The sequence below is a fragment of the Streptomyces nojiriensis genome (assembly GCF_017639205.1).
Classification (GTDB): domain Bacteria; phylum Actinomycetota; class Actinomycetes; order Streptomycetales; family Streptomycetaceae; genus Streptomyces; species Streptomyces nojiriensis.
Genome location: NZ_CP071139.1, coordinates 4,204,979 through 4,227,992, shown reverse-complemented (window position 1 = coordinate 4,227,992; position 23,014 = coordinate 4,204,979). Strand labels below are relative to the sequence as shown.

Sequence of the window (23,014 nt, the reverse complement as noted above, 5' to 3'; positions counted from 1 at the left end):
AAGCGGCAGATCGGGCGTGTCGCCGACGTGTCCCGGTGCGGACTCCGCCGGTCTCCCCTCGCCCGTGTTCCACACCGGCGCCCGGCACGGTGGCCGGGAGTCCGTGAGCCGTGTCGTGACGCTACGCATCGTGGATCGTGCGGTGTGTACGAATGCGGGATGGTCACTCGAACGTGTGGTCGTTCCGATGGTGCTTTCCCAGGTGTGGAGGGAGGCGCACCGATTTCCCCGAAAGCGGTGTGGGCTGCGTCACGTTCCAGTTCAATGATCTGACGTGCCGCACACGCGAACACCTGCTGGGGGTCCCAGGTGACTGCTTACGGACGTAACGAGACCACGGACGAGCTGCTCGCTGCGCTGCTGGACGGGATGGACGCCGCCTTGTGTGCGTTCGACTCCGACGGCGTGATCACCCACTGGAACCGCGAGGCCGAGCGGATCCTGGGCTGGACCGCCGCCGAGGCCGTGGGCCGCAAGGGCTTCGAGGGGTGGGCGGTGCGGGCCGCCGACGCGCACGACGTCCAGGACCGGCTGATGGCCGCCCAGCACGTGCCCGGCCGGCAGGTGCACGAGTTCGCGCTGCTGACCAAGGACGGCGGGCGCGTCCTCGTACGGACCCAGTCCGCCGGGGTGCCCGGCGCCGACGGGAAGCCCGCCGGGGTGTACTGCGCCTTCAGCGAGGTGCACGCCCAGATCGACCTGGAGCGCTCCATCGCGCTGAGCGAGGCCCTGATGGAGGACGCCTCGTGGGGCGTCGTCCTGGTCGACGTCGACCTGCGGCCCGCCGTGGTCAACGCGCATGCCGCTCGGGCCTTCGGGACCGGCCGCACCGCACTGCTCGGGCGGCCCCTGGGAGAACTGCTGGCCCAGGGCGTCGAGGAGCTGGAGGGGGCGCTGCAGCACGTGCTCGCCGAGGGGGCCCCGCCCGCGCCGGTGGAGATGTGGGTGTCGGTGCGCACGCCGGAAGGGGTGCGGCGCAGGTGCTGGCGGTGCGGGTTCCTGCGGCTGGCCTCGCCGCTCGCGGAGGAGCCGGTACCGCTGGGTGTCGGCTGGCTGTTCGAGGACGTCACCGAGGCCCGCCAGGAGCAACTGGACACCGCGACGCTGCGGTTCCGCTCGCACCAGCTCCACCGCGCGGGGCGGGCGGCCGCCGAGTGCGAGGATCCGGCCGAAGCGGCCGGCGTACGCCTGGACTTCGCCCTCGCAGGCTTCGCCGAGCACGCGCTGCTCGACGTACTGGACCCCACGGCCGACCCCGAGCGGCGCAGGCTCGTACGGTCCGCCGCGTCGCCGCCGGTGCTGCCGGGCCCCGGGTCGATCCCCGTCCGGTACGCGGTCGGGCACCCGGCGCTGCAGGCCCTGGACCGGATCGGCTCGGTGCGCACCAGCGCCCCGCGCGGGGAGGTGGACGCGGAGTGGGCGCGGGCCCGTCAGTGGCCCGAGGGCGCCGCGCACGTGCTGTGCACGGTGCTGCGGAGCCGGGGGCGGACCCTGGGGGCGCTGACGTTCGTGCGCGGGCCCTCGCGGGTGGCCTTCGAGCGCGCGGACGCCGCGTACGCGGAGGAGGTCGCGGCCCGGGTCGCGGCCGACCTGGACCTGGCGGCGGGTCCGGCCGGCCGGGACGGGGCCTGATCGCGGCCCGGGCCGGGACTTCTCAGTGCCGGAAGAAGATCCGGTCGCCGTACTCCTGCATCACGCGGCCGTTCCACTCGTGGCCGCCGTCGACGTTGCCGGAGCGCAGCAGCGGGGGCTCCACCCCGCGGGCGGCGAGCTCGCCGGCCGCCGTCGCCATGACCGCTTGCATGATCGCGCTGGTCACGACGGTGGAGGCGGGGGCGAAGGGCGCGTCGATGCCGTCGATGCTCAGCTCGGCGTCGCCGACCGCGATCTTGCTGTCGAGGACGACGTCGCAGTGGTCCTTGAGGAAGGTGCCGGAGACGTGCCGAGATTTGGTCCCGGTCGCGTACGCCACCGAGGTCACGCCGATGACCTTGAGGCCGATGGCGCGGGCGTTCATCGCCATCTCGACGGGCAGGGCGTTGCGCCCGGAGAGGGAGATGATGACGAGGATGTCGCCGTCGGTGGCGGGGCTGCTGTCGAGGACGGCGCCGGCCAGGCCGTCCACCCGCTCCAGGGCGCTGCCGAGGGTCGCGGGCATGACGTCGACGCCGGCCGTGCCGGGGACGGCGAGGAAGTTCATCAGGGCCAGGCCGCCGGCCCGGTAGACGACGTCCTGGGCGGGCAGTGAGGAATGCCCGGCGCCGAAGGCGAAGAGCCGGTTGCCGGCGGCGACCGCGTCGGCGATGAGGGAGCCCGCCTCGGCGATGTGCGGGGCCTCCTCGTTCCGTACCCGCTCCAGCAGACCGATGGCGGCATCGAAGAACTGACCGGCCAGCTTGCTCTCGCTCATACGCCGATGGCCCTTCCAGGGGTGGGGGAGCGTCCGTGTCCGCCGCTCACCGTGCGGTCTGGACCAAGGGCGTGTCAATACGAACTTCAGTCCCGGGCCGAAAGCTCTGGTCGCGCGCCCCGGACATCCCCGGACGATCTTCCCCGGGATGTCCGGGAGATGTCCGGGAGCGGTCTTGACCCACGGCACGGGACGGTTGTCGGCCCGATGCGTCAGAATTGGGGGCAGGGCCAGCGCACGCAATCCGAGGGGCACGAATGTCCGGACTGATCGATACCACGGAGATGTATCTCCGCACCATCCTCGAGCTGGAAGAGGAAGGCGTGGTCCCCATGCGCGCCCGTATCGCGGAGCGGCTCGACCAGAGCGGTCCGACGGTGAGCCAGACGGTGGCGCGCATGGAGCGGGACGGCCTGGTGGCCGTCGCCAGCGACCGGCACCTCGAGCTGACGGAGGAGGGTCGCCGACTGGCCACGCGGGTCATGCGCAAGCACCGGCTCGCGGAGTGCCTGCTCGTCGACGTCATCGGCCTGGAGTGGGAGCAGGTGCACGCGGAGGCCTGCCGTTGGGAGCACGTGATGAGCGAGGCGGTGGAGCGGCGGGTGCTCGAGCTGCTGCGCCACCCGACCGAGTCGCCGTACGGGAACCCGATCCCGGGGCTGGAGGAGCTGGGTGAGAAGGCCGAGGCGGACCCGTTCCTGGAGGACGGCATGGTCAGCCTGTCCGAGCTCGACCCGGGCACCGAGGGCAAGACCGTGGTCGTCCGGCGGATCGGTGAGCCGATCCAGACGGACGCCCAGCTGATGTATACGCTCCGGCGGGCGGGCGTGCAGCCCGGCTCGGTGGTGAGCGTGACCGAATCGCCGGGGGGTGTGCTGGTCGGCAGTGGCGGTGAGGCCGCCGAGCTGGATGCGGAGGTCGCCTCGCACGTGTTCGTGGCGAAGCGCTGACCCCGGCGCGTCGGCGCTCGCGCCGGCGCGGATGTGTCCGGTGGATCGGTCTGTACGAGCCGTGACCCAGGTGGTCCTGTCCTACGGGTCGTGACCTACGGGTCGTGACCCGTACGGATGACCGGCCCTTGGTGTGGGCGGTCCCGGCGCCTTTCGGCGCCGGGACCGATCCTCCCCTGGTGACCTGGAGCCCCGAGCTCTCAAGGTCGTCCCCTCGGACCGTCTTCCCCGAGCGGCCCGCCTCCCTGTTGAAAGGATCTCCATCGGCAGGGGCGGTCAATCCTTGAGCAAGGTCACTCGAAAGAGCGGTGTTGTCGGCGAGAAACCCGTTTTCGAATACGGGTTCGATAGTCTGGCGGGGAGCGAAGGGGGTGCATCTGCGGTGGTACAGCGCGTCGATGTGACAGGGGCCGAAGGCGTCCGCCTGGCCGCCTGGGAGTTCCGCGAAGCAGAGGCCGAGCCCGACACCCGCCCCGGGGTGCTGTTACTGCACGGCCTGATGGGCCGCGCCTTCCACTGGGCGGGCACCGCCCGCTGGCTCCGCGAGCGCCGCCGCGTCGTGGCCCTGGACCAGCGCGGACACGGCCAGAGCGCCCGCCCGCCCGCCGCTCCCGACGGCACCCCGACCTCCCTGGGCCGCGAGGCCTTCGTGGCCGACGCAGAAGCGGCCGTCGAGCAGCTCGGCCTCGCCCCCGTGACACTGATCGGCCACTCCATGGGCGCGCTCACCGCCTGGCAGCTCGCGGCCCGTCGCCCGGACCTGGTCGAAGCCGTGGTCATCTGCGACATGCGCGCCTCCGCCCTGGGCGCTGCCTCCCAGCAGGAATGGGAGGACTGGTTCCACCACTGGCCACTGCCCTTCCCCACCCAGGACGCGGCCCGCCGCTGGTTCGGCGAGGACGACCCCCGGGTGGAACGCCCCGACCCCGGCCGCGGTGCCTTCTTCGCCGAGGTCATGCACGAGGCGTCGGACGGCTGGCGCCCGGTCTTCTCCCGCCGCCAGATGCTGACGGCCCGCGAGACCTGGGTCCACGACGCCCACTGGGAGGAGCTCGCCCAGGTCCGCTGCCCGACCCTGGTGGTCCGCGGCCTCGACGGCGAACTGGGCCGGGCCGAGGCCCAGGAAATGGTCCGCGTCCTCCCGGCCGGCCAGTACGCGGAAATCCCCGACGCGGGCCACTACCTCCACTACGACCAGCCGACAGCCTGGCGCGAGGTCCTGGAACCCTTCCTCGACGCCGTCAAGGCCGAAGCCCCCTGACCCCGCCCGCCCGACCCGCCCCCCCCGCTCGCCGGGAGGGGCGGAAGGGCAGGCCGTCATCCGACCGAGCGTGTCAGCGGTCTGTCAGCGGGGTGTCCGGGGGCTGTCAGGGGGCGGCTTCATGGTGACGACGTCGCCAGGCAAGCACCGAGAAACGAGGTCCCCCGATGAACGCCGTCGCCGTCCTGCAGCTGCTGATCGCCGTCGCCTTCCTGAGCATCCCCGTCGTGCGCAGCCGCTACGGCACCCGTGCCCAGGCCGCCGTCGAGGCCGAGTTGGGGCGGCAGGGAGTGCGCACCACCGTCATGGCCGAGAACGGCATGCGGCTCGATGCCGGCGGGCACGAGACCTGGGCGCCCGTCGGGATCGCGGTGGCGCTGGCCCTGCCCGCCGTGCTCCAGATCGCCGGGAGTTCGTGGAGCGGGACGGTGTCGTGGGTCGTCCAGCCGCTCGTCATCCTCGTGAACTGCGTGATCCTCTACTCGAACCTGACCGCCGTGCCGTCCGTGACCGCCGCCTTCGCGAAGTCCGGGGACGCCGAACTGCAGCGCATCGACGTCAGGTCCATGCTCCGGGCCGCCGAGGACGGCTTCCCCGACTGGGTGATGCCGTACCTCCAGAACCTCCGGCACGTCATCGTCTTCGCGGGTTCGATCGCCGTACTCGTCCTGCTCGCCGCCAACTGACTCCTGGAACAAGAGGAAAGGGCTGGCCTCCGCTCCCTTGGGGGAGCGGAGGCCGGCCCGTTCCGGCACGGTCGCGGTCGTCCGTCAGCCCTTGCTGACCGCCCACAGGATCTCCGGGAGCTTGCGCGCCACCGTCGGGGCCGCGAGCCGCAGGCCCGCCCAGGCGGCCAGTGCGCCCCAGGCCACACCCAGCGGGAGCACGATCCAGGAGATGTCCTGGTGGCCGGCCGCCTTGAGCCAGATCGTCAGGGTGATCACCGGGGCGGAGACCACCGCCGAGACCAGCAGCCCGGCGAAGATGCCCGCCCAGGCGAGCCCGGCCTGTCCCGGGACGACGTTCTTGAAGGCGCCGTCCGACGGGATCGAGTACGGGAAGCGGGCCGAGGCCAGTGCCCCCGTGCAGAGCATCGAGCCCAGCAGGGCCAGGGCCAGGCCCGTCGCCGCCGGGAAGGAGGACCAGTCACCGATCACCGCGGCCGTGATCACCATGACCAGGACCGTGTACGGGACGGTGACCAGGGCCAGCGCGGCGGCCCGCGCACGCAGTTCCACGTACGCGTCGCGCGTGGAGGAGATGGTCTGCGAGACCATCCAGAACGCGGAGGTGTCCTGGCCGAACTGGTTGTACATCTGCATGCCGAGCATCGCCGCGCCGAAGCAGCCGAGGTAGACGGAGCCCGTGCCCTGGAGGGCGTTGAAGACGGGGATGATCAGGCCGATCGCCAGCGCGGTCACCATGGACGCCTTGGTCTTCGGGTCGCGGAGGGCGTAGCGCAGCGTGCGCTGCACGGTCGCGCCCGTCCGGCCGGCGGGCAGCAGGGACCACAGGCCGCCCGCGCCGCGGTCCTTCGTCGGCCGGGCCGCCGTGACGGTCGAGCCGTCCGGGGTGACCATCAGCTTGGTCAGGCTCCGCTCCCAGAACCACAGGAGGGCGGCCACGGCGGCCAGGGTCAGGGCCAGTTGGGCGGCCGCCACCCCGTACGCGCCCTCGCTGGCCGAGTCCACCATGCCGACGGCGGTCGCCGGCGGCAGCCAGCGCACCACGGCCTCGACGGGCTCCAGCGTGGTGAGGCCGCCCGCCTGGGAGAGTCGCTGGCTGCCGAAGTTGACCAGCTGGCCGCCCACCGCGATCAGCAGGCCGCTGAGGATCGCCAGGTCACGCCCCTTGCGGCTGGTCAGCAGCCGCACGTTGGCCGTGGCCACGGCCCGCGCGAGGGTCACGCAGCCGAGGACCAGCAGGGGCGCGGCCACCACGGCGGCCACCGCGCCGGCGGCGCCGCGCGCCACGGCCAGTACGGAGCCGACGGCCAGGCACAGCGTGAACAGCGGCCCGATGCCGACCAGCGACGAGGCGAGGAGGGCCCGTACGAGAGGACGCGGGCGCAGCGGCAGCATGACCAGCCGGCTCGGGTCGAGGGTCTCGTCCCCGGTGGGGAAGAACAGCGGCATGAAGGTCCAGGCGAGGGCCAGGATCGCGGCCAGCAGGACGACGACCGTGCCGGCGTGGGCGTTCCCGTGCAGCAGGGCCAGGCCGAGCGTCACGAAGAAGCCGACGACCAGGGCGAAGGCGAGCGTCGAGAAGTAGGCGGCCTTGCGCTTGGAGGAGCCCTTCAGCCCGTTGCGCAGCAGCGACAGCTTGAGGCGGACGAAGACCGGGGTCAGCGGGACCGACGCGGCGGGCGCGGCCCCGGCGGCTCCGGCGGCCCGGTTGGCGGGAGTGGTCACGGTGCCGGCCGGGCCTGCGGCCGGGTTGGCGGGCGAGGTCATCGCGATCCCGCCCCGGAGCCGCCGCCGAGCCACTCCAGCGAGTCCCCGGCCGCGTCGCGCCCGTGCGCGCCGACCAGTTCGAGGAAGGCGGCCTGCAGCGAGGGCGCGGAGCCCCGTACGTCGGCCAGCGGGCCCGCGGCGCGGATCCGGCCGGCGGCCATCACGGCCACCCAGTCGCACAGCGACTCGACGAGCTCCATCACGTGGGAGGAGAAGATGACCGTGGCGCCGGAGGCCGTGTAGCGCTCCAGCACCCCGCGGATGGTCTGCGCCGACACCGGGTCGACGCCTTCGAACGGCTCGTCCAGGAAGAGCACCTCGGGGTTGTGCAGCAGCGCCGCCGCCAGGCCGATCTTCTTGCGCATACCGGTCGAGTAGTCCACGACCAGCTTGTGCTGCGAACCCGCGAGGTCGAGGACGTCCAGCAGCTGCGTCGCCCGCTTGTCGGTCTCCTCGCCCGGCAGCCCGCGCAGCCGGCCCATGTAGCCGAGCAGTTCGCGCCCCGACAGCCGCTCGAAGAGCCGCAGGCCCTCGGGCAGCACGCCGATCCGCGCCTTCACCTCGGTCGGGTCCGCCCACACGTCGTGCCCCGCGACGTGCACCCGCCCCATGTCCGGGCGCAGCAGTCCGGTCACCATCGACAGGGTGGTCGTCTTGCCCGCGCCGTTCGGGCCCACCAGACCGATGAACTGCCCGGCGGGCAGTTCCAGGTCGATCCCGGCGACGGCCACCTGGTCGCCGAACCGCTTCCACAGACCTTCCACCCGCACGGCGGGCGGCGCGGACCGCGCGCCACCCGTTCCGTACGCTCCACCCGTCGCATCGCCCTGGTCCGGCATGCGCCTGCCTCTCATTACGTCCCCGTTGGTCGTTCCTTCTTCACCATAGGAGGAGGGGGAGAGGCCTGAGCAGTTACTTATGTCATCAGTTTTCGCCCTGATTTCACAGGTGTGGCGGGCGAGTTCAGGAGGTGGCGTCAGCCCTGGCGGCGCTTGCGCTCCGCCGCGGCCTCGCTGCCGCACGCGTAGGCCAGCGCGTCGATCAGCTCATCCGTGTCCGGCAGCCACCGGTTCGCCGGTGTGGGCCGCCGTGCCCACTGGACCGAGCCCCGGCCGCCGAAGCGGGTGGGCGGCGCCGCCACGTACTCGCCCTCGCCCCGCGCCACCAGGTCGATCGTGGCGGCCGGCCAGCCCAGCTTGCGCACCAGGTCGGGCACCTTGACGCCGGCGCCCGGCAGGACGAAGAACATCATCCGGTGGTCGGGCGTGAGGGTGACCGGCCCGAGGGTGCGCTCCATCCGCTCCAGCCGCGCCAGCGCGAGGAATCCGGCCGATTCGGGTACGTCCAGCGCGTCGAACGTGCGGCCCGTCGGCAGCAGGATCGAGGCCTGCGGGTGCTTCGCCCAGATCCGCCGGACCTGTACCGCGCTGCCGGTGGCCTGCGCCGCCCAGTCCTTCACCGTCGGGTGCGCGCCGGGCGCCGGGCAGTCCGCCGCCCCGCAGGAGCACAGCTCGCGGCCGTCTGCGGGCTCCAACCAGGTGCCGGCGAAGACATCCCAGTGCCGTTCTTCCGCGTACCGCACGGCATGGTCCAGCAGCTGCTCGCCGCGCTGCTTGGGGATGGGTGCGGTCTCCGTGACTCCGATGGTCTCTTCCACGCCCATCACAACTCCTCGGGTCACCCGGGGTTACGGGCGTAAACCAGGCGGCGGGCGGAGCATCGATCCTGCATACGGGGCGCACTGATGCACGCGTGGGGGCGCGTAGGAGGCCGGAGCGCCGGAGTTGGGTAGCGACACGACGCAGAGCGGAAGATTCTCCGCACATCAGGCGGGAAGTGATCATTCCAACGGATCACCCGCGGTCAGCAGGGGGTTTTCATGGCAGCCAGGCCTCTCGTCGCCCGCCAGCCGAACGAACGGCTGCAGGCGCTCATCCAGGAAGCCGGGTGCTCCAACGCCGGGCTCGCCCGGCGCGTGAACATGTGCGGGGCCGAACACGGCCTCGATCTCCGCTACGACAAGACCTCCGTGGCCCGGTGGCTGCGCGGCCAGCAGCCGCGCGGCCGGGCTCCGGGAATCATCGCCGAGGCGCTCGGGCGCAAGCTCGGCCGCACCGTCACCATCGACGAGATCGGCATGGCCAACGGGAAGAACCTCGCCTCCGGCGTCGGCCTGCAGTTCTCCCCGACCGTCATCGGCGCCATCGAGCAGGTCTGCGAGCTGTGGCGCAGCGACGTCGGCCGCCGCGACTTCCTGGCGGGTTCCAGCGTGGCCGCCTCCGCGCTCGTGGAGCCGAGCCGCGACTGGCTGATCACCGGGGCCGACACCCAGGTCGCCCGCAGCGGCGGCTCGCGGGTCGGCATGTCGGACGTGGAGGCGGTCCGGGCTACCACCGAGGCCCTCAAGGACCTCGACCACCGCTTCGGCAGCGGGCACGTCCGGCCGGTGGTCGTGCACTACCTCAACTCGGTGGTGTCCGGGCTGATCGGCGGCTCCTACCGGGAACCCGTCGGGCGGGCCCTGTTCGCGTCGGTGGCCCGGCTGACGGAGCTGGCCGGCTACATGGCGGTGGACACCGGCCAGCCGGGCCTGGCCCAGCGGTACTACATCCAGGCGCTACGCCTCGCCCAGGCGGCGGGGGATCGGGCGTACGGGGGCTACGTGCTCGCGGCGTCCATGAGCCACCTCGCCGCCGAACTGGGCAACCCGCGGGAGATCGCGCAGCTGGCGCGGGCCGCCCAGGAGGGGACGCGGGGGCAGGTCACCCCGCGGGTCGAGGCCATGTTCTACGCGGCCGAGGCGCGCGGCCACGCGCTGCTCGGGGACGGCAGGGCGACGGCGGTGCTGTCCGGGCGGGCGGTGAGCGCGCTGGAGCGGGCGGAGCCGGAGTCGGGCGACGACCCGGTGTGGATCCGCCACTTCGACGCGGCGTACCTCGCGGACGAGCTGGCGCACTGCCACCGCGACCTGGGGCAGGCGGACGCGGCGGCCAGGCGGGCGGAGGAGGCCCTGCGGGGCCTGCCGGCGGGCAAGGCGCGCCGCCGGGCCATCGGGCTGCTGCTGCTGGCGGCGGCGCAGGTGCAGCAGCGGGAGGTGGAGCAGGCCTGTCTGACGGCGACGCAGGCGGCGGAGCTGCTGGAGGGGCTCCGCTCGAACCGGGGCGTGGAGTACCTGGACGATTTCCGGGCGCGGCTGCAGCCGTACCGGGAGGAGGCGGCGGTGCGGGAGTTCGCGGCGCGGCTGGAGGTGACGGCTTAGGCCGTCTCTTTCGGATCTTGTCGGCCGAGCCCGCGGTGTCCGGTGTCATGGGGCCTCCCCGGGCCCGCCAGGGCCGAGGGGAAGCAGGGCAAGGCGGAGGGGCGCACCGTGTACTGGACGTACTCGGGCGCCCCGACAACGCGGCCGGGTGCGGTGCCGGGCGTCGCGGGCCCGGCAAGATCCGGAAGAGACGGCCCAGGGGGGTGTCGTGCCGGTCGAACCCGGCCTGATCGGCAGGACACGCCCCGGGCGGGGCCGAGCGGGGTTCGGGGTGCTCTCACGGTGGCGGTGCGTGACGGGGTAGCGTGACCTGACGGTCCCGTAGGGTCGGGCGAGTCGGAGAAGGAGTCCCGGTGACGCAGAGCGGACAAGGGGGCGCCCCCCAGCCGGGTGCCCCGTGGGGTCCGGACCCGGCGTCCGGATACCCGGCGTACCCGGAGCAGCCGCAGCCGCAGGAGCAGGTGCAGCAGCAGGTGCACCAGCAGCCGCAGCAGCAGGCGCAGCCCGGGGCCGCGTACGGATATCCGCAGGCCTATCCCGGCCCGCAGCAGGCCTATCCCGGCCCGGAGGTCGCGCCCGGGCACGTGGTGGGGCCCGGCTACGAGGGGCCGGGGGATCCGCACGGCTACGGCTACCCCCCGCTGCCCGAGGCGGCGACGCAGTACATCCCGCCGGTCCCGGCCGCCCCCGGGCACGGCGAGGCGGCGACGCAGTACATCCCGCCGGTTCCGGCGGCCCCGGCGCACGGCGAGGCCGCGACGCAGTACATTCCGCCGGTCCCGGCCGCCCCCGGCCATGACGAGGCCGCGACCCAGTACATCCCGCCGGTCCCGGCCGCCCCCGCGCACGACGAGGCCGCGACCCAGTACATACCGCCGGTCCCCGCCGACCGCGCCGTGGACGGGTTCGACGGGCTCTTCCGGGGCGACGACTCCGCCGGGCACACCCAGCACCTGCCGCCCGTCCAGGAGCCCGTGCTGCGCCAGCCGCCGCCGCGCCCCCACCCGGCCCGTCCGCAGCAGCCCCAGCAGCCGCAGTACCAGCAGCCGCACCCGCAGCAGCAGTACGCCGCGCCCCCGCCCCCGGAGCCCGGGCGCAAGGTCTCGCCCGCGATCATCGGCGCGGTGGTCATCGGCCTGGCCGTCGTCGGGCTCGGCGTCGGTTCGCTGCTCGCCGACGACAAGCCGCAGAACAACGACCCCGGTGCGGTCGCCGCCGCCCCGACCGCGAGCGGCGGCTCCGCCGCCCCCGTGGGCGAGGCGCCCGTCGACCCGGCCCGCTCGCAGGCCGTCCAGCTGGACAAGCTCCTCGCGGACAGCAACGACAGCCGGGCCGCGGTGATCAAGGCCGTGGAGGACATCAAGGGCTGCAGCAACCTCGACCAGGCGGCCGCCGACCTGCGTGACGCGGCCCGCCAGCGCGAGGAGCTCGTCACCCGCCTCCAGGAGCTGAAGCTGGACCAGCTCCCGGACCACGCGAAGCTGTCCGGGGCCCTGACCAAGGCCTGGCAGTCCTCCGCGGACGCCGACGACAGCTACGCGGCCTGGGCGGACGACGTGGACGACGACAAGTGCAAGGACGGCAAGGCCAAGGCCACCAAGAACGCTTCCGAAGGCAACCGGTCGAGCGGCGAGGCGACCAAGGCCAAGGAGTCCGCCGCGACCATGTGGAACACGATCGCCGGCAAGTACGGCCTCACCAAGCGGGACAAGTCCCAGCTCTGAGCCGTCCCAGCTCTGAGCCGTCGCGGGTCAGGCCATGGGCGGGGCCGTCACCAGGGTCGGGGTCATGTCCAGGGACGGCTCGCCGGGCTGCGCCACGAGCCGCCCGGCCTGCACGATCTGGAAGGTGACCTGGCCGTTGACGATGCGGGGGAAGCCGGCGACGGCGCGCATGTCCTGGTAGCGCCAGCTCAACTTCGGGGTGAGGCCTCCGGTGCTGACCGGCTGCGACTCGTTCAGGGCGCGCTTGACCTTGCGTCCGGTGACGGGCTCGTCCTCCTTGAAGTGCTTGAGCATCTCGCCGAGCACGGTGTACGCGATCCAGGTGGTCTGCGCCCCGCTGTCGTCGGGGTCGACGCTGTCGTCGCCGAACGCGAACTCGGAGACCACCTTCCGCATGGGTTCCCAGAGGGGATCGGCGGCGACCGGGTACCAGCTGGTCAGGTACGCCCCCTCGAAGGGGCTCTCCTTGCCGCCCGTGCGGTCCACCAGGGACTGGCTGACGCTGCCCAGCACGGAGGAGATCTGCGGCTTCTTGCGCTGGGCGTCGGTCCGGCGGAAGGCGTCGAAGAAGGTCTCGGTGCGCTCGCCGAGGACGGCGGCCACGCAGCCCTTCTCCTTCTCCTTCTCCTTGCCGGTGCCGCTGGTGTGTGCGAGGGCCTCGCGGGCCTGCGGTCCGAAGTCGGCGGAGTCCTCGGCGGCCCGGATGTCGGAGGCGTCCGCCATCTTGTTGGCCCGCAGTCCGGCGTTGAGCAGGACCGGCAGGGTGTCGGCCGCGAGGGTGTCCGGGCGGACCAGGGCGACCTGGTTGCAGGCGCGGCTCAGCTGGTGGCCGGCGCCGGCGATGAGGACGGGCTGGCCGCCGTTGACCGGGTACGACAGGGGGGACTGGAACTCCTCGGAGGAGACTCCGTAGCCGCCGATGAAGGGGATGCCCTCCGCCTCCAGCGGGGCCATGAAGGCGCGTCCGTGCTGACTGTAGGAGCCGACGACGGCGACGGCCTTCTCGGCGACGGCCTTGCGGGCGCAGTCGGCGGCGCCGGAGGCCGTGTTCTTCTCGTTGCAGGTCAGTACGCGCAGTTTGTGCCCGTTGATCCCGCCCTTGGCGTTCACGTAGCGCTCGTACGCCTTGGCCATCCCGGTCATGCCGGGCATGTTGGTCGCTTTGGTGTCTTCCGGGGCGAAGGTCATGACGGTGACGGTTCCGCCGGAGCCCCCCGAGCCCCCGGGGAGCGTCCCGCACCCGGCGATGAGACACGCACCCATCGCCGTGGCCACGAAGGTGCGGGAGCGGGATGCGACGCGTCGCGAAAAGGTCATGTCCATGCACCATTCCGCCCCACCGGTAACTGTCGAGTGAGATGGACACAACATCGGGTGACGCCCAGGTGAATTACGGGGGCGTGATCTCCATGGGCGCTTCAAGATCGCACTGAACGGGAACGTACGATCGAAAGCGTGACATTCGCCCAAGGTTCGAAGAACCCTTCCCGACGAGGCGGCCGCTCCTCCACCATGGGCGGCATGCCCCTCAACGACATGCCGTGGTGGCGCTGGCGCAGCAACGTGCGCTCGGCGCTGCACATGCTTTCCGATCCGGTCTTCCACGAGGACACCTGGCTGACCGGCGACGAGGCGTACGGCGACATCACCGACGCCGTGTACCGGCTCGTCGAGGACACCTGGCTCGACAGCTGGTCCGCCGAGAAGTACGTCGGCACGATCTTCCGCGACTCGCAGGAGGCGGCCGTCGTCGACCTCGCCGTGCTGCGGGTGCTCCGCATCCTCCACCAGGTCGGGCCCGACGCCCCCGTCTCCGCCTACCTGGAGCACCACGCGTGGCCCGAGGCGGTACGTGCCGCGCGCGAGGCGCACGTACGGCTGGCGGAAGCCGACGGGGACGACCCGGACGTGCGACCGACATCGCTCGATGTGTTGAAGATCCTCACCCGCGCGGTGTGAAAGGCTGTGCGGTCATGAGCGACCCGCACACCGAGGCCCAGGCCCAGCCCCAGTACGTCCTGACCATGTCCTGCCCCGACAAGCAGGGCATCGTGCATGCCGTGTCGAGTTACCTCTTCATGACCGGATGCAACATCGTGGACAGCCAGCAGTTCGGAGACCGGGAGACCGGACTCTTCTTCATGCGGGTGCACTTCGAGGCCGAGCCCCCGGTGACGGTCGAGAAGCTGCGCGCCAGCTTCGCCGCGATCGGCGACTCTTTCAAGATGGACTGGCAGATCCACCGCTCCGAGGAGCGCATGCGGATCATCCTTATGGTGTCCAAGTTCGGGCACTGCCTGAACGACCTGCTGTTCCGCACGCGGATCGGCGCCCTGCCGGTCGAGATCGCGGCCGTGGTCTCCAACCACACCGACTTCGCCGAACTGGTCGGCTCCTACGACATCCCGTTCGTGCACATTCCCGTCACCAAGGACACCAAGGCGGAGGCGGAGGCGCAGCTGCTGGAGCTGGTGCGCGCCGAGAACGTCGACCTGGTGGTCCTGGCGCGCTACATGCAGGTGCTGTCCGACAAGCTGTGCACGGAACTGAGCGGGCGGATCATCAACATCCACCACTCGTTCCTGCCGAGCTTCAAGGGCGCGAAGCCGTACCACCAGGCGCACGCGCGAGGTGTGAAGCTGATCGGCGCGACCGCGCACTACGTGACGGCGAACCTCGACGAGGGGCCGATCATCGAGCAGGAGGTCGAGCGGGTGGGCCACGAGGTGACGCCGGACCAGCTGGTGGCGATCGGGCGGGACGTGGAGTGCCAGGCGCTCGCGCGGGCGGTGAAGTGGCACAGCGAACACCGCGTGCTGCTCAACGGCGCCCGGACGGTCGTCTTCGCGTAGCCGATACAGCCTCGCCAGGGGGCACCTCCCAGCGGTGGCTGGGGGAGCTTGAGGCGCGGGGGCTGGGGGCAAGCGCCCCCAGCGGTCGGCCCGCACGGGCCCACCGCGCCTCACACCGGTATCCGGCCCCTGCGGCCCGGCTTCCTGGGGCGCCGCCCCAGACCCCGCGCCTCAAACGCCGGCGAGGCTGGATGGTGCCGGCCAAGCCGAACGCGGGGCCGGGCCGGATGTACTGCCGAGCGCGCCGCAGGCGTTACGCGTCGGGGGCTTCCACACCGCAGTAGCCCGCGAAGGCCGCCAGGATCTCGTCCTCCGAGATCCGGCCGTCGCGGTCCGCGTCCAGGGCCTCGGCGACCTGGGTGGCCAGCTCCGGGGCGGTGCCCAGGACGCGCAGGACCCGGGCCGCGTTCGGTGGGGTCGCGCCGCCGCCGTCCTCGTCCGCCACCGCGATCACGGCCCGCAGGAACGGCCGCGCGATCTCCGCGAACCGATCCGGGTTGTCGCGCAGCCGCTTCGCGGCCCCGGTGATGAACTCCTCGCGGGACACCCGCTGGTCCCCGTCGACGTCCGCGATGCCGGCCATTCCCTGCCAGAAGGCCTCGGCGCCCGCGAAGACGGCCTGGCCCTTGTCCGACCGGGCGGTGGTACCGAATTCGGCCAGGACGGCCTTCGCGGCCGCGCTGAAGTCCTCCCGGTCGATATAGCCGGACCCGTCCTGGTCGAAGGTGGCGAATCGGGCGGCGATCTTGCGCTCGTATTCTGCGCTGTCCATTTCGGCGTTCCGCCTTCACATGTGCAGTGGGGTTCAGATCAAGACAAGGCAGGAGCGTAAGCCCTATGTGGCCTGCGCGTTAAGCGAAGTCGTCAAGGAGGCGGCCGCATCGAACCCGCGCACGGGGAGCGCGGTGGGGCGCGTACACCTGTCCCCATGTGCCGTCGGGCGTACCACCGTTCACGCCCTGCCACGCCCCTATCACGCAGGGCGCACTTCCAGGGGGAGGTTCTTCCAAAACAGGCGCGATCCGCCATGTGCCCACTACATTCGTTGAGTCGACACACGGCTGGGGGCATTCATGCCGAAGGACGCACCACCGCGCTGGGACCGCCGCATGCAGCAGCGACTCGCCCGCGGCGAGGCCGCCGCGCTCGGGGAGCTCTACGACCGCTTCGCCTCGCTCGTGCACAGCCTGGCGCACCGGGTGCTGGGCGACGAGAAGGCGGCCGACCGGATCACCCGAGAGGTCTTCGGCTACATCTGGGAGAACCCGGACGCCTACGACCCCAAGCAGGGCTCCATGCGCTCCTGGGTCGCCCGGATCACCCAGGGCCAGGCGGTGGCCCGGCTGCGCCAGGCGGAACTGGGCCGCGGCTCACGCGAGGAGCTGGAGCAGAAGGTGCGCACCGCCAACGCGGCCGCCCGCGCCGACTACATCGTCACCTCGATGCCCGCGCCCCTGCGGGCGGCGCTGGAACTCGCGTACTTCAAGCGGCGCGACTACCGGCAGGCCGCCGCCGACCTGCAGATCAGCGAGGACGAGGCGCGGCGCAGGCTGCGGCTCGGGCTGCAGCTGCTGTCGACCGCCAACGCCCTCCCGCAGGAGGAGACCACCCAGTCCGGATATGGAACGCCTCGATGAACGGCCCTCCCCAGTCGCCCGATGACGGATACGAGCGTCCCGGCGGCCGGGCGCGGATACCCGGTCCGCGCGGGGCCGCGGACGACCTCGACCCGGGGCACGCGCCGCGGTCGATGCCGCCACCGCCGCCGCCGGCCGAGGTGCCGCCTCCGCCCTCGCACGCCGTGCTGAAGTCCCTGCTCGGGGCGTGGGCACTGGCGGCCTGCTCCGCCGAGGAGACCCAGGCGGTGGAGGACCACCTCACCGAGTGCGCGCCCTGCGCGGAGGAGGCGCTGCGGCTGCGCGACGCGGTGGGGCTGCTGCACCCGGAGGAGAGCCTCGACCTGAAACCGCTGCTGCGCTCGCGCGTCCTGGAGGACTGCCTGGGCAAGCGGCCGGCCCGCATTCCGGTGCCGGTGTGGGCGAGTCCGTACGACACCGAGACCGCGCGGCTCGACGCGCTGCTGCAGGACTTCGGGGACTCGGAGTGGCACACCCCGGTGCGGCTCAAGTGGTTCGAGGAGGAGCGGCGCAGGTCGCAGCGGACCACGGTGGCCGGGGTGATCGGCCACCTGCTGACGGTGGACGGGCTGATCGCCTCGGCGCTGGGGCTCGACGACCCGCTGGGTCCGGACGCGCCGAAGGGCGGGCCGACCGTGCGGACGGAGCACTTCTGGGGTGCGACTCCGTACCCGGTCACCCGGCAGGTCCGCGACCCGTGGCGGGAACAGGGCCACACGCTGGTGCGTACGGTCTCCTTCGCCGGCCGGGGAGTCGCCGAGCTGGCGGTGGACTACGGCGGCTTCGCGCTGCCGCTCGGGGACGCGTTCCTGGAACGGGCCTTCGAGTGCTGGGTGCACGCGTGGGACATCGCGGAGGCGGTGGACTACCCGTACGAGCCGCCGTCCGGCCCGCACCTGCACCGGATGATCGACCTGGCGGCGCGGCTCCTGCCGGGCGCGCTGGCGCAGCGCAGACGTGCCGGCCTGGCGGCCCCGGCGCGGGGCCTGGTCGCGGCGGGCGCACCCGGGCGGACCCTGCACCTGGAGATCGAGGGCGCGGGCGGCGGAGGCTGGGACATCGCGCTGGACTCGCCGGGAGCGAAGCCGTCGCCGGAACGCACGGTGGCGGAGATCGCCCTGGACGGCATCGAGTTCTGCCAGCTGGCCGCCGGGCACATCTCCCCGGAGGAGGCGGCGGTGGGCCAGCACGGCGATCGCGAGGCGATCCGCGACGTCCTGTTCGCGGCGGCGTCACTGAGCCGGCTGTAGGTCGCGGGGCCTTCGGCGGGCGGGGCCGCTCGGGCGGGGCCTCCACCCCCGCGCCTACGCCGCGCCGCCGCCCCGCCGGGCGCGGGGCGGCGTGGGGGACGAGCAGGAGGCGGGGCCATCGGAGAGGCTTGCCGGGACGAGGGGCGCGCCACATCGCTACGCGCTTCTCGACACGAGTCCACGGCGGTGGGTACGGGGCGGATTTCGAATACGACGATCGCTGCCGACTCATTTGTTGTCAGTGGCTCGTGGATGCCCGGTGCCTGCGAAGGTGATCCAGCAGGTCTCACGAGCAGCGTCGACGAGGTACCAGATTCGACCAGCCCCCGTTACCTCGATCTGCCACTGCGCACAGGTCTGTCCGCGATGGACTCCGTGGGCCAGAGTGCCCTTGAGCCGGTGATGGCGAGGAGTTTCGGTGACTGGCCTGGGGTCTGTGCGCATGGTGAGCCAGGCGCGATAGGTGTTCTCGCGTGCTTGCTGGGTGAGGCACTCCCAGCCCTTGGCCGATGCTGCGTCGGCGAAGCGGACTTCCCACTGCCCTTCCGGTGCCGGGGGTGCGGCTCGGTCACCGCGGCCGGCTGTCAACGGATCTCTCGAGGGTCGGGCGCCGGCCCGTAGTCCGTGCCGTGGTCCGTGGTCAGAGCGGCCAGGAGGGCGGGGTCGGAGTGGACCTCGGCCGTGTGCTGCCACGCAATCAGCATCTGGGCGACGGACGCGTTGTTGCCGATCGAGTCCGCGGCGCGCATGGTGTCGACCAGTTCGATTGCGAAGGCATGGACGTCGGGCTCGGGAAGGAAGCGAACCCAGGGAAACGCCTCCGGGAGGAGGTCGAGGAGCAATTCCATGCTGCCGGGCTCTCGCCGGGCCATGGCCGCCAGCATCCGCGTGGCGGCCGACACCACCGTCTGGTCCTGCTCGGCCCTGGCAGCGGTGGTGAGGACCAGGTCCTCACCGTCTCTGCGGTGCAGCAGCAGCCGCGGTGATTCCTTGAGTCGGGCCAGTGTCTGCTTGTTCTTGTTGACCAGCTCGGAAAAGTTCACTGCGGCGTTCTCAGGGCTCATGACTTTGAAAGTACTTCGAAAGTACCTCCTCTGCCATCACCCGCAAGGGGGACAGGCGCCACTGCCCACCACCCGGGCGGCTCCCGGTCGGCGATGCCGCCGCCCCGCAGGGTCACGCGTACCGCTCCCTGAGCTTGTACTTCAGGACCTTGCGCAAGGCCTCGTTGCGGGGGAGGGACTCCAGGAGTTCCAGTTGTTCCGGGAGTTTGTGGGTGGCCAGGCCCTGGGTGCGGAGGTAGGCGGTCAGCTGGGGGAGGGTCAGGGGGGCCGCTCCCGGGGGTTGTTCCACCACCGCGCAGACGCGTTCGCCGCGGGTCGGGTCCGGGAGGCCGATCACCGCCACGTCCGTGATGCCCGGGAGCTGGTGGAGGAGGTCCTCGATCTCCTTCGCCGAGATGTTCTCGCCCTTGCGGATGATGACGTCCTTGCTCCGGCCGGTGAGGACCAGGTAGCCGTCCTGGGTCAGGTGGCCGAGGTCGCCCGTGATCAGGTAGCCGTCGGGGTCGAAGGCGTCGGACCGGTCGTCGCCGTTCAGGTAGCCCTGGCAGACGGCCTCGCCCCGGAGGCGGACCTCCCCGTCGGTGTCCGGCGGCAGGTCGGTGCCGTCCGGGGCGGTGATGCGGATGGACATGCCCGCCGGGGGGCGGCCCTCGGTGGTGGCGAGGTGCTCGGGGGTGTCGTCCGGGGCGCCCATGGTGATCATCGGGACCTCGGTCATGCCGTAGCCGTGGGTCAGCTGGCAGCGCAGCTCCCGTACGACCGCGTGGTAGATCTCCGGCGGCTTGGGGGCTCCGCCGCCCGCCAGGAGGCGCAGGGTGGGGATGAGGGGGATGTCCGGGGCCTTGCGCTGCTCGGCCAGGAACATCGAGTAGAAGGCGGTGGAGCCGCCGGCCACGGTGACCCCGTGGCGGCGGTAGCCGTCCAGCGCGTCCGGCATCGCGAACTTCTCGAAGAGCACGGCGGGGAAGCCGTACAGGAGGAGCATCACCAGGTAGTCCGGGCCGCCTATGTGCGCGTACGGGAAGGCCATGGAGCCGACGTCGGACGGGCGCAGGCGCAGGGCGTGCGCGAGGCAGGAGCCGCCCGCGATCAGGGAGCGGTCGGTGTGCAGGACGCCCTTGGGGCCGGAGGTGGTGCCGGAGGTCCAGTAGATCCAGCGGACGTCGGTGCCGGAGGCGGGCGGCGCGGGGAGTACGGCCGGGTCGGCGTCGGGGAGTGCCGTGTGGGCCTCGAAGACGCCGCGCGCGCCGAGGCGGGCGGCCATGGCGGTGTGGTCGAAGCCGCGCCAGGTGCCGGGGACGGCGAAGTACTCGGCCTTGGACTCGCGGAGGGCGAAGCCGACCTCGCGGTCCCGGTAGAAGGGGATGACGGGGGTCTGGACGGCGCCGATCCGGGCGAGGGCGACGGAGAGCAGCACGGTCTCGATGCGGGTGGGGAGCTGCCAGGCGACGACCGTGCCGGGGCGCACGCCCATGGCGTGGAGGCCGGCGGCGACGCGTTCGGAGCGGTCGCGCAGTTGCCCGAAGGTGAGCCGGCGGTCGTGTGCGGGGTCCTCGGCGGCCTCGATGAGGACGGTGGTGTCCGGGGTCAGCGCGGCCCGGCGGGAGACCAGTTCCCACAGGGTGCGGGAGCGGCTCAGTTCTGTCGCGGTCGCGGTGTCCGTCATCCCAGACCTCCCCATAGCTGACGGATAGTCAGATCAAGCGCAGAGCGTAGAGCGCCGACGCTTGTCGGTCCAGGGGTGGCGGGGCTAGCTTGTTTCTGACGATCCATCAGATCGGTGAATTGGGGAGACCATGGAACTGCCTCGGATCATCAGCGTCGACGACCACGTGATCGAGCCCGCGCACCTGTTCGACGTCTGGCTGCCCGCCAAGTACCGCGACCGCGGCCCCAAGGCGCTCACCGCCGGCATCGGCGAACTCGCCTACACCGGCGGCAAGTACGTCATCACCATGGACCCCGACGGCCCGCCGACCGACTGGTGGATCTACGAGGACCTGAAGTTCCCGTACAAGCGCAACATCGCCGCCGTCGGCTTCGACCGCGACGACATGACCCTGGAGGGCATCACCCGCGAGGAGATGCGCCGCGGCTGCTGGGACCCCGCGGCGCGCCTCGCCGACATGGACCTCAACCACGTCGAGGCCTCGCTGTGCTTCCCGACCTTCCCGCGCTTCTGCGGGCAGACCTTCGCCGAGGCGCAGGACAAGGAGGTCGCCCTCGCCTGCGTGCGCGCCTACAACGACTGGATGGTCGAGGAGTGGTGCGGCGACAGCGGCGGCCGGCTCATCCCGCTGTGCATCATCCCGCTCTGGGACATCGACCTCGCCGTCGCCGAGATCCGGCGCAACGCGGCCCGCGGCGTGAGGGCCGTGACCTTCTCCGAGATCCCCACCTACCTCGGGCTCCCCTCCATCCACTCCGGCTACTGGGACCCCTTCTTCGCCGTCTGCCAGGAGACCGGCACGGTGGTCAACATGCACATCGGGTCCAGCTCCCAGATGCCCGCCGCCTCCCCCGACGCACCCCCCGCCGTCCAGGCCTCGCTCAGCTTCAACAACGCGATGGCCTCGATGATGGACTTCCTCTTCAGCGGCGTCCTGGTGAAGTTCCCGACGCTCAAGCTCGCCTACAGCGAGGGCCAGATGGGCTGGATCCCCTACGCCCTGGAACGGGCCGACGACGTCTGGCGGGAGCACCGGGCCTGGGGCGGGGTCCGCGACCTGATCCCCGAGCCGCCGTCCACGTACTACTACCGGCAGATGTTCTGCTGCTTCTTCCGCGACAAGCACGGAATCGCCTCCCTCGACGTCGTCGGCCGCGACAACGCGACCTTCGAGACCGACTACCCGCACGTGGACTCGACCTTCCCGCACACCAAGGAGGTCGCCCTCGACCACGTGAAGGGCCTGGACGACGAGACGGTCTACAAGCTGATGCGCGGCAACGCCATCCGCATGCTCGGCCTCGACCTGGACAGGAGCCGCCGCTGATGGACCTGACCTACACGGAGGAGGAGCAGGACTTCCGGGCCCGGCTGCGCGCCTGGCTCGCCAAGGCGCTCCCCGAGCTGCCGGCCAGACCGTCCCCCGACGACTGGCCGGGCCGGCGTGCCTACGACCTGGGCTGGCAGCGCCGGCTGTACGAGGCCGGGTACGCGGGCCTGCACTGGCCGGTGGACGCGGGCGGCCGCGGGGCCACCCCGACCCAGCACCTGATCTTCCTGGAGGAGACCGAGCGCGCCGGCGCCCCGTACGTCGGCGCGAACTTCGTCGGGCTGCTGCACGCCGGCCCGACCGTCGCCGCCGAGGGCACGGCGGAGCAGCGGGCGCGCTGGCTGCCGCCCGTACTGCGCGGCGACGAGGTGTGGTGCCAGGGCTTCAGCGAGCCGGACGCGGGATCCGACCTGGCCTCCCTGCGGACGCGGGCCGTGCGCGACGGCGACGACTACGTGATCAGCGGGTCGAAGATCTGGACCTCGCACGCGGAGGTCGCCGACTGGTGCGAGCTGCTGGTGCGCACCGATCCCGGGGCGCCCAAACACCGGGGGATCTCCTGGCTGGCCATGCCGATGGACGCGCCGGGGGTGAGCGTACGGCCGCTGCGCACGCTCGCCGGGTCGGCGGAGTTCGCGCAGGTGTTCCTCGACGAGGTCCGGGTCCCGGTGGCCAACCGGGTCGGCGCGGAGAACGACGGCTGGCGGGTCACCATGGTCACGCTGTCCTTCGAGCGGGGTACCGCCTTCGTCGGCGAGGTCGTCGCCTGCCGCCGGACCCTGGGGGAGCTGGCCCGGACCGCGAAGGCCAACGGCCGGTGGGACGACCCGGTGCTGCGGCGCAGGCTGGGCCGGCTGTACGGGGAGTTCGGCGCGCTGTGGCGGCTCACCCAGTGGAACGTCAGCGAGGCCGAGCGGTCGGCGGGCGGGGTCCCCGGCATCGGCGGTTCCGTCTTCAAGCTCGCCTATTCGCACGCCCGCCAGGAGCTGTACGACGCGGCGGCGGAGGTCCTCGGGGCCCGGTCCCTGTCCCTGGAGCAGGAGTGGACCCTGGACCGGCTCTCGTCCCTCTCGTACACGATCGCGGCGGGTACCTCGCAGATCCAGCGGAACATCGTCGCCGAGCGGATCCTCGGCCTCCCGAAGGGCCGGTGAG

The 23,014-nt window shown here is 72.1% G+C and carries 20 protein-coding genes; 12 read left to right on the top strand and 8 right to left on the bottom strand.

Annotation, left to right across the window (positions count from 1 at the left end; translation table 11 throughout):
• Positions 1 to 309: 309 nt before the first annotated feature.
• Positions 310 to 1,632 (top strand): PAS domain-containing protein, encoded by a 1,323-nt coding sequence (locus tag JYK04_RS19555; RefSeq protein WP_189735151.1) that lies wholly within the window; start codon positions 310 to 312, stop codon positions 1,630 to 1,632.
• A gap of 22 nt (positions 1,633 to 1,654) precedes the next feature.
• On the opposite strand, the gene JYK04_RS19550 is transcribed toward JYK04_RS19555, so the two are convergent.
• Complete coding sequence (locus JYK04_RS19550) at positions 1,655 to 2,410, bottom strand: SIS domain-containing protein (RefSeq protein WP_189735153.1); 756 nt, start codon at positions 2,408 to 2,410, stop codon at positions 1,655 to 1,657.
• A gap of 257 nt (positions 2,411 to 2,667) precedes the next feature.
• Between JYK04_RS19550 and JYK04_RS19545 the strand changes: the two genes are divergently transcribed.
• The 3 genes from JYK04_RS19545 (at position 2,668) to JYK04_RS19535 (ending at position 5,307) form a co-directional block, all read left to right on the top strand.
• On the top strand, positions 2,668 to 3,360 hold the full coding sequence (locus JYK04_RS19545; protein ID WP_030706734.1) for an iron-dependent transcriptional repressor DtxR: 693 nt from the start codon (positions 2,668 to 2,670) through the stop codon (positions 3,358 to 3,360).
• A gap of 382 nt (positions 3,361 to 3,742) precedes the next feature.
• Positions 3,743 to 4,621 carry an alpha/beta fold hydrolase gene (locus tag JYK04_RS19540; RefSeq protein WP_189735155.1) on the top strand — a complete coding sequence of 293 codons (879 nt, stop codon included), beginning with the start codon at positions 3,743 to 3,745 and terminating at the stop codon, positions 4,619 to 4,621.
• Positions 4,622 to 4,788: 167 nt separating this feature from the next.
• On the top strand, positions 4,789 to 5,307 hold the full coding sequence (locus JYK04_RS19535; RefSeq protein WP_189735157.1) for a hypothetical protein: 519 nt from the start codon (positions 4,789 to 4,791) through the stop codon (positions 5,305 to 5,307).
• An 84-nt stretch (positions 5,308 to 5,391) separates the two neighbouring features.
• Here JYK04_RS19535 and JYK04_RS19530 read toward each other — a convergent pair whose 3' ends face one another.
• The 3 genes from JYK04_RS19530 to JYK04_RS19520 all read right to left on the bottom strand — a co-directional run bounded on the left by JYK04_RS19530 (position 5,392) and on the right by JYK04_RS19520 (position 8,731).
• A complete protein-coding gene (locus JYK04_RS19530) occupies positions 5,392 to 7,074 on the bottom strand; it encodes a transporter (protein ID WP_229875085.1) in 1,683 nt (560 codons plus the stop codon).
• Positions 7,071 to 7,913 carry an ABC transporter ATP-binding protein gene (locus JYK04_RS19525; protein ID WP_189735159.1) on the bottom strand — a complete coding sequence of 281 codons (843 nt, stop codon included), beginning with the start codon at positions 7,911 to 7,913 and terminating at the stop codon, positions 7,071 to 7,073. Before JYK04_RS19525 ends, JYK04_RS19530 begins: the two co-directional genes overlap by 4 nt.
• 137 nt (positions 7,914 to 8,050) lie before the next feature.
• A complete protein-coding gene (locus tag JYK04_RS19520) occupies positions 8,051 to 8,731 on the bottom strand; it encodes a bifunctional DNA primase/polymerase (RefSeq protein ID WP_189735656.1) in 681 nt (226 codons plus the stop codon).
• A gap of 222 nt (positions 8,732 to 8,953) precedes the next feature.
• Between JYK04_RS19520 and JYK04_RS19515 the strand changes: the two genes are divergently transcribed.
• Together JYK04_RS19515 and JYK04_RS19510 are read left to right on the top strand one after the other, a co-directional pair.
• The gene (locus JYK04_RS19515) at positions 8,954 to 10,333 is read left to right on the top strand and encodes an NsdA family TPR-like regulatory protein (protein WP_189735161.1); all 1,380 of its coding nucleotides are present in this window, start codon (positions 8,954 to 8,956) and stop codon (positions 10,331 to 10,333) included.
• Positions 10,334 to 10,686: 353 nt separating this feature from the next.
• Positions 10,687 to 12,057, top strand: coding sequence for a hypothetical protein (locus JYK04_RS19510; RefSeq protein ID WP_189735163.1), 1,371 nt, complete (start codon positions 10,687 to 10,689; stop codon positions 12,055 to 12,057).
• 27 nt (positions 12,058 to 12,084) lie between these two features.
• Here JYK04_RS19510 and JYK04_RS19505 read toward each other — a convergent pair whose 3' ends face one another.
• Positions 12,085 to 13,374 (bottom strand): ABC transporter substrate-binding protein, encoded by a 1,290-nt coding sequence (locus JYK04_RS19505; protein ID WP_189735165.1) that lies wholly within the window; start codon positions 13,372 to 13,374, stop codon positions 12,085 to 12,087.
• Positions 13,375 to 13,569: 195 nt separating this feature from the next.
• On the opposite strand from JYK04_RS19505, the gene JYK04_RS19500 reads away from it, so the two are divergent.
• On the top strand, positions 13,570 to 14,016 hold the full coding sequence (locus JYK04_RS19500) for an SCO4402 family protein (RefSeq protein WP_030012051.1): 447 nt from the start codon (positions 13,570 to 13,572) through the stop codon (positions 14,014 to 14,016).
• Between the two features lie 14 nt (positions 14,017 to 14,030).
• Entirely contained in the window at positions 14,031 to 14,909 is an 879-nt protein-coding gene (gene purU, locus JYK04_RS19495; RefSeq protein WP_189735167.1) for a formyltetrahydrofolate deformylase, read from the top strand.
• A 253-nt stretch (positions 14,910 to 15,162) separates the two neighbouring features.
• On the opposite strand, the gene JYK04_RS19490 is transcribed toward purU, so the two are convergent.
• A complete protein-coding gene (locus JYK04_RS19490) occupies positions 15,163 to 15,681 on the bottom strand; it encodes an EF-hand domain-containing protein (RefSeq protein ID WP_189735169.1) in 519 nt (172 codons plus the stop codon).
• Between the two features lie 301 nt (positions 15,682 to 15,982).
• Between JYK04_RS19490 and JYK04_RS19485 the strand changes: the two genes are divergently transcribed.
• Together JYK04_RS19485 and JYK04_RS19480 are read left to right on the top strand one after the other, a co-directional pair.
• Positions 15,983 to 16,546, top strand: a complete 564-nt coding sequence (locus JYK04_RS19485) for a sigma-70 family RNA polymerase sigma factor (RefSeq protein ID WP_189735171.1) — start codon at positions 15,983 to 15,985, stop codon at positions 16,544 to 16,546.
• Positions 16,543 to 17,796 carry a zf-HC2 domain-containing protein gene (locus JYK04_RS19480; protein ID WP_189735173.1) on the top strand — a complete coding sequence of 418 codons (1,254 nt, stop codon included), beginning with the start codon at positions 16,543 to 16,545 and terminating at the stop codon, positions 17,794 to 17,796. The genes JYK04_RS19485 and JYK04_RS19480 overlap by 4 nt, the downstream gene beginning before the upstream one ends.
• 584 nt (positions 17,797 to 18,380) lie before the next feature.
• Here the strand turns inward: JYK04_RS19480 and JYK04_RS19475 are convergent.
• A complete protein-coding gene (locus JYK04_RS19475; RefSeq protein ID WP_189735175.1) occupies positions 18,381 to 18,860 on the bottom strand; it encodes a hypothetical protein in 480 nt (159 codons plus the stop codon).
• A 112-nt stretch (positions 18,861 to 18,972) separates the two neighbouring features.
• Positions 18,973 to 20,526, bottom strand: coding sequence for an AMP-binding protein (locus JYK04_RS19470; protein WP_189735178.1), 1,554 nt, complete (start codon positions 20,524 to 20,526; stop codon positions 18,973 to 18,975).
• A 130-nt stretch (positions 20,527 to 20,656) separates the two neighbouring features.
• On the opposite strand from JYK04_RS19470, the gene JYK04_RS19465 reads away from it, so the two are divergent.
• Together JYK04_RS19465 and JYK04_RS19460 are read left to right on the top strand one after the other, a co-directional pair.
• Positions 20,657 to 21,856, top strand: coding sequence for an amidohydrolase family protein (locus JYK04_RS19465; RefSeq protein WP_189735180.1), 1,200 nt, complete (start codon positions 20,657 to 20,659; stop codon positions 21,854 to 21,856).
• Positions 21,856 to 23,013, top strand: a complete 1,158-nt coding sequence (locus JYK04_RS19460; RefSeq protein ID WP_189735182.1) for an acyl-CoA dehydrogenase — start codon at positions 21,856 to 21,858, stop codon at positions 23,011 to 23,013. Before JYK04_RS19465 ends, JYK04_RS19460 begins: the two co-directional genes overlap by 1 nt.
• Position 23,014: the final 1 nt, after the last annotated feature.

Bases quoted from the DNA above. Each gene is read 5' to 3' on its own strand.
- JYK04_RS19465 (WP_189735180.1), top strand. From the start codon at position 20,657: ATGGAACTGCCTCGGATCATCAGCGTCGACGACCACGTGATCGAGCCC.
- JYK04_RS19550 (WP_189735153.1), bottom strand. From the start codon at position 2,410: ATGAGCGAGAGCAAGCTGGCCGGTCAGTTCTTCGATGCCGCCATCGGT.
- JYK04_RS19480 (WP_189735173.1), top strand. From the start codon at position 16,543: ATGAACGGCCCTCCCCAGTCGCCCGATGACGGATACGAGCGTCCCGGC.
- JYK04_RS19525 (WP_189735159.1), bottom strand. From the start codon at position 7,913: ATGCCGGACCAGGGCGATGCGACGGGTGGAGCGTACGGAACGGGTGGC.
- JYK04_RS19535 (WP_189735157.1), top strand. From the start codon at position 4,789: ATGAACGCCGTCGCCGTCCTGCAGCTGCTGATCGCCGTCGCCTTCCTG.
- JYK04_RS19490 (WP_189735169.1), bottom strand. From the start codon at position 15,681: ATGGACAGCGCAGAATACGAGCGCAAGATCGCCGCCCGATTCGCCACC.
- JYK04_RS19505 (WP_189735165.1), bottom strand. From the start codon at position 13,374: ATGACCTTTTCGCGACGCGTCGCATCCCGCTCCCGCACCTTCGTGGCC.
- JYK04_RS19500 (WP_030012051.1), top strand. From the start codon at position 13,570: ATGGGCGGCATGCCCCTCAACGACATGCCGTGGTGGCGCTGGCGCAGC.
- JYK04_RS19485 (WP_189735171.1), top strand. From the start codon at position 15,983: ATGCCGAAGGACGCACCACCGCGCTGGGACCGCCGCATGCAGCAGCGA.
- JYK04_RS19475 (WP_189735175.1), bottom strand. From the start codon at position 18,860: ATGAGCCCTGAGAACGCCGCAGTGAACTTTTCCGAGCTGGTCAACAAG.
- JYK04_RS19470 (WP_189735178.1), bottom strand. From the start codon at position 20,526: ATGACGGACACCGCGACCGCGACAGAACTGAGCCGCTCCCGCACCCTG.
- JYK04_RS19530 (WP_229875085.1), bottom strand. From the start codon at position 7,074: ATGACCTCGCCCGCCAACCCGGCCGCAGGCCCGGCCGGCACCGTGACC.
- purU (WP_189735167.1), top strand. From the start codon at position 14,031: ATGAGCGACCCGCACACCGAGGCCCAGGCCCAGCCCCAGTACGTCCTG.
- JYK04_RS19515 (WP_189735161.1), top strand. From the start codon at position 8,954: ATGGCAGCCAGGCCTCTCGTCGCCCGCCAGCCGAACGAACGGCTGCAG.
- JYK04_RS19460 (WP_189735182.1), top strand. From the start codon at position 21,856: ATGGACCTGACCTACACGGAGGAGGAGCAGGACTTCCGGGCCCGGCTG.
- JYK04_RS19545 (WP_030706734.1), top strand. From the start codon at position 2,668: ATGTCCGGACTGATCGATACCACGGAGATGTATCTCCGCACCATCCTC.